5 protein-coding genes are annotated in these 5538 nt (G+C 68.6%); 2 read left to right on the top strand and 3 right to left on the bottom strand.

Annotated elements, in window-relative coordinates; genetic code table 11:
- The coding region (locus tag B0W88_RS29230) for a biotin--[acetyl-CoA-carboxylase] ligase (protein ID WP_083749152.1) at positions 1 to 642 on the bottom strand (642 nt) is incomplete at its 3' end.
- Positions 642 to 1106, bottom strand: a complete 465-nt coding sequence (locus B0W88_RS29225) for an SET domain-containing protein (protein ID WP_077038052.1) — start codon at positions 1104 to 1106, stop codon at positions 642 to 644. The genes B0W88_RS29225 and B0W88_RS29230, both read right to left, overlap by 1 nt.
- Positions 1107 to 1206: 100 nt before the next feature.
- Between B0W88_RS29225 and B0W88_RS29220 the strand changes: the two genes are divergently transcribed.
- Complete coding sequence (locus B0W88_RS29220; RefSeq protein ID WP_077038051.1) at positions 1207 to 3792, top strand: DNA topoisomerase III; 2586 nt, start codon at positions 1207 to 1209, stop codon at positions 3790 to 3792.
- Positions 3793 to 3865: 73 nt separating this feature from the next.
- On the opposite strand, the gene B0W88_RS29215 is transcribed toward B0W88_RS29220, so the two are convergent.
- Complete coding sequence (locus B0W88_RS29215) at positions 3866 to 4762, bottom strand: LysR family transcriptional regulator (RefSeq protein WP_077038050.1); 897 nt, start codon at positions 4760 to 4762, stop codon at positions 3866 to 3868.
- 96 nt (positions 4763 to 4858) lie between these two features.
- Here B0W88_RS29215 and B0W88_RS29210 point away from each other — a divergent pair, with 96 nt between their 5' ends.
- Complete coding sequence (locus B0W88_RS29210; protein WP_077038049.1) at positions 4859 to 5479, top strand: glutathione S-transferase family protein; 621 nt, start codon at positions 4859 to 4861, stop codon at positions 5477 to 5479.
- Positions 5480 to 5538: the final 59 nt, after the last annotated feature.

The following is a 5538-nucleotide window of genomic DNA, read 5'->3' as shown; positions in this document are numbered from 1 at the left end:
GAACTGCACCGGCACGCCGCTGGCGCTCTCGGCCGGCGCCGCCTGCTCGCTGACGTTCAGCCCGATGCCGACCACCGCCATGCGCTGCGCGCCGGCCTGCACGGTCTCGATCAGGATGCCGCCGAGCTTGCGGCCGGCGCCGTCGTCGTCCACCAGCCAGATGTCGTTGGGCCACTTCAGCTGCAGGCGCGGCGCCTGGCCGGCCGGCAAAGGATCTCCCAGGGGCTCCAGCGCCTCGGCCACCGCGCAGCCGACGGCCAGCGAGAGGCCGGACCAGTCCGGCATGTCCAGCACCAGGCCCAGCGAGAAGGTCAGCGAGCCGCCGGCGCTGGAGACCCAGCTGCGCCCCAGGCGCCCGCGGCCCTGGGTCTGGTGCACGGCGACCAGCAGGCAGGGCTGGAGGTCGTGCACGCGGCGGCCATAACTCTGAGGCTCAGCGGCGCCACTGCCGCCGCCACTACTGTTGCTCTTGCTGCGCACCCGCTCCAGCAGCGCGGTGTTGGTGGACTCGCTGCGCGCCAGCACCTCGATGCTGATGCCCGGCAGCAGCGGAGAGAGCTGCTGCCACAGCGCATCGACATGCCAGCCGGTTTCGGGGACGGCGATGTCGTCGTCGTCGTGGGGCTGTTGCTGCTCGCTCATCACCGGCGCTTCGGAGCCAGCATCGTGCCGCGGCACTCGGGGCTGCCGCAGTGGCAGGCGAATTCCTTCTTCAGCTTGGGCGTGTAGCGCTCGTCGATGGTGAGGCCGTAGTCGTAGAAGAGTTCCTCGCCCGGCGAGAGGTCGGCCAGCGCCTTGATGTAGACGCGGCCCTCGACCTCGTCGGCCTCGCAGTTGGGCGCGCAGCTGTGGTTGATCCAGCGGGCGCTGTTGCCCCCGTGCAGCGCGTCGATCACCTGGCCGGTGTCGAGGTGGAAGTAGAAGGTGTGGTTGGGCTGGGCCGGGTCGTGCGGGTGGCGGTCCATCGCCTCGTCCCAGCTGATGCGCTCGCCGGTGTACTCGATGACGGTCTCGCCGGCGGCGATCGGGGCCACCGCGTACACGCCGCGGCCGTGGACGCCCGACTTGCGGACCTGGATGCGGCGAGAGGCTGTTTTGCGCGTCATCGAAAAGTTGTGGTTACATTGAATTCATGGGTGCGCGTACGTGTACGTGCGCGCGAGGCCGGATTGTAGGCACGATAAATAAGCAGGTTCGTCGATCGACATGAGCAAGACACTGATCATTGCGGAGAAGCCTTCGGTGGCACAGGACATCGTGCGGGCGCTGACGCCGGGCACGGGCAAGTTCGACAAGCATGACGAGTACTTCGAGAGCGAGCAGTACGTCGTCAGCTCGGCCGTTGGCCATCTGGTGGAGATCAAGGCGCCGGACGAGTTCGACGTCAAGCGCGGCAAGTGGAGCTTCGCCAACCTGCCGGTGATCCCGCCGCACTTCGACCTGAACCCGATCGACAAGAGCAAGGGCCGGCTCAACGCGCTGGTCAAGCTGATCCGGCGCAAGGACGTGACGGCCATCATCAACGCCTGCGACGCGGGCCGCGAGGGCGAGCTGATCTTCCGGCTGATCCAGCAGTACGCGCAGCCCGCCAAGGGCAAGCTCGAGAAGCCGGTGCAGCGCCTGTGGCTGCAGTCGATGACGCCGCAGGCGATCCGCGACGGCTTCGCCAACCTGCGCTCCGACAAGCAGATGCTGCCGCTGGCCGACGCCGCCCGCTGCCGCTCCGAGGCCGACTGGCTGGTGGGCATCAACGGCACCCGCGCGATGACCGCCTTCAACTCGCGCGACGGCGGCTTCTTCCTCACCACCGTGGGCCGCGTGCAGACGCCGACGCTGTCCATCGTCGTCGAGCGGGAAGAGAAGATCCGCAAGCACGTCAGCCGCGACTACTGGGAGGTGCGCGCCAGCTTCGACGCGCAGGCCGGCCTGTACGAGGGCAAGTGGTTCGATCCCAAGTGGAAGAAGGGCGACGATGCCGAGGACCGCGCCGACCGCATCTGGGCCAAGCCCGATGCCGAGGCGATCGCCCAGGCCGTGCTCGGCAAGCCGGCCACGGTCACCGAGGAGAGCAAGCCGACGACCAGCTCCTGCGGCGGCCTCTACGACCTGACCACCCTGCAGCGCGAGGCCAACTCCCGCTTCGGCTTCTCGGCCAAGACCACGCTGGGCCTGGCCCAGGCGCTGTACGAGAAGCACAAGGTGCTGACCTACCCGCGTACCGACTCGCGCTTCCTGCCGGAGGACTATCTGGCGGTGGCGAAGCAGACCACCGAGATGCTGTCCAAGGAGGACATGCCCGGCCCGCTGCGCGCGCTCAGCGCGCACGCCAAGACCTCGCTGAAGAACGGCTACATCAAGCCGACCAAGAAGGTCTTCGACAACGCCAAGGTCTCGGACCACTTCGCCATCATCCCGACGCTGCAGGCGCCCAAGAGCCTCACCGAGGCCGAGGCCAAGCTCTACGACATGGTGGTCAAGCGCTTCCTGGCGGTGTTCTTCCCGCCGGCGGAGTTCCTGGTCACGACGCGCATCTCCAAGGTCGGTGAGCATTCCTTCCAGACCAACGGCAAGGTGCTGGTCAAGGCCGGCTGGCTGGCCGTCTACGGCAAGGAAGAGCAGGACGACGACGCCAACCTGGTGGCCGTCGCCCCGGGCGAGCTGGTGCGCACCGAGAGCGTGGACGTGAAGGGCCTGGCCACCAAGCCGCCGGCCCGCTACACGGAAGCCACGCTGCTCTCCGCGATGGAAGGCGCGGGCAAGCTGATCGACGACGACGAACTGCGCGAGGCCATGGCCGAGAAGGGCCTGGGCACGCCGGCCACCCGCGCCGCCACGATCGAAGGCCTGATCACCGAGAAGTACATGCTGCGCGAGGGCCGCGAGCTGATCCCCACGGCCAAGGCCTTCCAGCTGATGACGCTGCTGCGCGGCCTGGACGTGGAGGATCTGACCAAGCCCGAGCTGACCGGCAACTGGGAATACCAGCTCGCCGAGATGGAGAAGGGCCGCCTGGACCGCGACGCCTTCATGGCCGAGATCGCCGCGATGACCGAGCGCATCGTGCAGAAGGCCAAGAGCTACGACCGCGACACCATCCCCGGCGACTACGCCACGCTGAAGACACCGTGCCCCAAGTGCGGCGGCATCGTCAAGGAGAACTACCGCCGCTTCACCTGCATGGGCAAGAGCGGCGAGGGCAGCGATGCCTGCGGCTTCTCGATCGGCAAGATCCCGGGCGGCCGCAGCTTCGAGCTGCATGAGGTCGAGGCCTTCCTGCGCGACAAGAAGATCGGCCCGCTGGAAGGCTTCCGCTCCAAGGCCGGCTGGCCCTTCACGGCCGAGCTGGCGCTGGTCTACGACGACGAGATCGCCAACTGGAAGCTCGAGTTCGATTTCGGCGAGGACGCCAAGAAGGCCGAGAACGACGGCGAGCCGGTCGACTTCGGCGGGCAGTCCTCTCTTGGCAACTGCCCCAAGTGCGGCGGCCATGTCTACGAGCATGGCGCCAACTACGTCTGCGAGCACGCGGTCGGGGCGCATGTGACCTGCGACTTCAAGAGCGGCAAGATCATCCTGCAGCAGCCGGTCGAGCCGGCGCAGGTGCACAAGCTGCTCACCACCGGCAAGACCGACCTGCTGGAGAACTTCGTCTCCAACAAGACCCGCCGCAAGTTCAAGGCCTTCCTGGCCTATGACAAGAAGGAGGGCAAGGTGGTGTTCGAGTTCGAGCCGCGTGCGGCGAAGGCGCCGCCGGCGAAGAAGGTGGCGGCGAAGAAGGCGGCCAAGGCCTGAGGGCTTCGATACCTCATCCCGAACGGGTTTGGGAACCACTCACTCCGTTCGCCCTGAGGTATCGAAGGGCCCGTCAGAGCTCCCCGCGCAGCACCGGCTCCGCCGCGAGCCGTTCGCGCGCGAACTCGATGAAGGCCCGCACCTTGGCCGGCGCCCGCCGCCCGGCCGGGTAGACCAGGTGCACCGGCACCGCCGGCAGCGCATGCTCGTCCAGCACGCTTCGCAGCCGGCCGGCGCGCAGATCGGCCGCGGCCTGGTAGATCAGGCAGCGGGTGAGACCATGGCCGGCCACGGCGGCGCTGATCGCCACCTCGTTGCTGTTGGTGACCCAGTTGATCCGCGGCTCCCCGAGCTGGCCGTCGCGGAAGCGCCAGGGCGTGGGGTTGTGGCCGTCCTGGGCATAGGCGATCGCATGATGCGGGGCCAGGTCTTGCGGGGTTTGCGGCGTGCCGTGCGCGGCGAGATAGGCCGGCGCGCCGACGACCACCCGCCTCAGCGCGCCCACCGGCACGGCCGTGAGCCCTGAGTCCGGCAGTTGCGCGATGCGCAGCGCCACGTCGATGCCCTCATCGAGCAGATGCACCACCCGGTCGGCGAACAGCGTGCGCACCTGCACCTGCGGCTGCGCCTTCAGGAAATCCAGCACCAGCGGCGCCATGTGCAGGCGGCCGAACATCTGCGGCGCCGTCACCGTCAGCCAGCCGCGGGCCTGGCCGCCGGCCGCGGCGGCCTCGGCCTCGTCCAGGTCGGCCAGGATGCGCCGGCAGTCCTGCAGGAAGCGCTCCCCCGCATCGGTCAGCCGCACCGACCGGGTGGTGCGCATCAGCAGCACGACGCCCAGCCGCTTCTCGAGCGCCACGATCGCCCGCGTGACGGCCGGCGCCGACACGCCCAGCCGCCGCGCCGCCGCGGCGAAACCCTGCAGTTCGGCCGTGGCGACGAAGGCGCGCAGCGTGTCGAGATGGTCCATTGTTTCTCACCGAGTAATTCTGAAAGGCTGACTTTCGGTATTCCTGTCGAATATTGCAATAGATATCGTGGCGCCATTCCCAACAAGGAGCGTCAGATGAATCTCAACGTTATGCGCCTGCACCGCATGCCGATCTCCGGCCATTGCCACCGCGTCGAACTGATGCTGCGGCTGCTGGGCCTGCCCTACGAGACGGTCGAGGTGGACCTGCTGCGTGGCGAGCAGCGCCAGCCCGCGTTTCTCGCCTTGAACGCGCTGGGCCAGATACCGGTGCTGGAGGACGGCGAGCTGGCGCTGGCCGACAGCAATGCGATCCTGGTCTACCTCGCCCGCCGCTATGCGCCGGACTCGGCCTGGCTGCCGACCGATCCTGTGGCCGCGGCCCGCCTGCAGCGCTGGTTCTCGCTGGCGGCCAGCCTGCTGGACTACGGCATCGCCACCGCGCGCTTCTCGGCGCTGATCGGTCGGCCGGTCCGCGAGGAAAGCCGCGTCGACGGCCACAGGCTGCTGGCGCTGATGGAGGCCACGCTGCAATCGCAGCCCTGGCTGCTCGAAGGCGCGGCGCCGACGCTGGCCGACGTCTCGCTGTACGGCTACTGCTCGCAGGCGGAGATCGGCGGCATCTCGCTGGAGGCCTACCCGGCCGTGCGCGGTTGGCTGCAGCGGGTCGAGACCTTGCCGGGCTTCATCCCGCTGACGGCGGAGCTCGTGTCATGAGCGCCGGCGGCTTCCATGCGGGCGAGCAGGCGCTGCAGGCCCGGGTCGGCGTGCAGGAG

This window comes from Pelomonas sp. KK5, assembly GCF_001984095.1.
In the GTDB taxonomy this organism is placed as follows: Bacteria; Pseudomonadota; Gammaproteobacteria; order Burkholderiales; family Burkholderiaceae_C; genus KK5.
The sequence above is the reverse complement of the archived record's forward strand: the minus strand, read 5'-3'. Positions and strand labels throughout refer to the sequence as shown.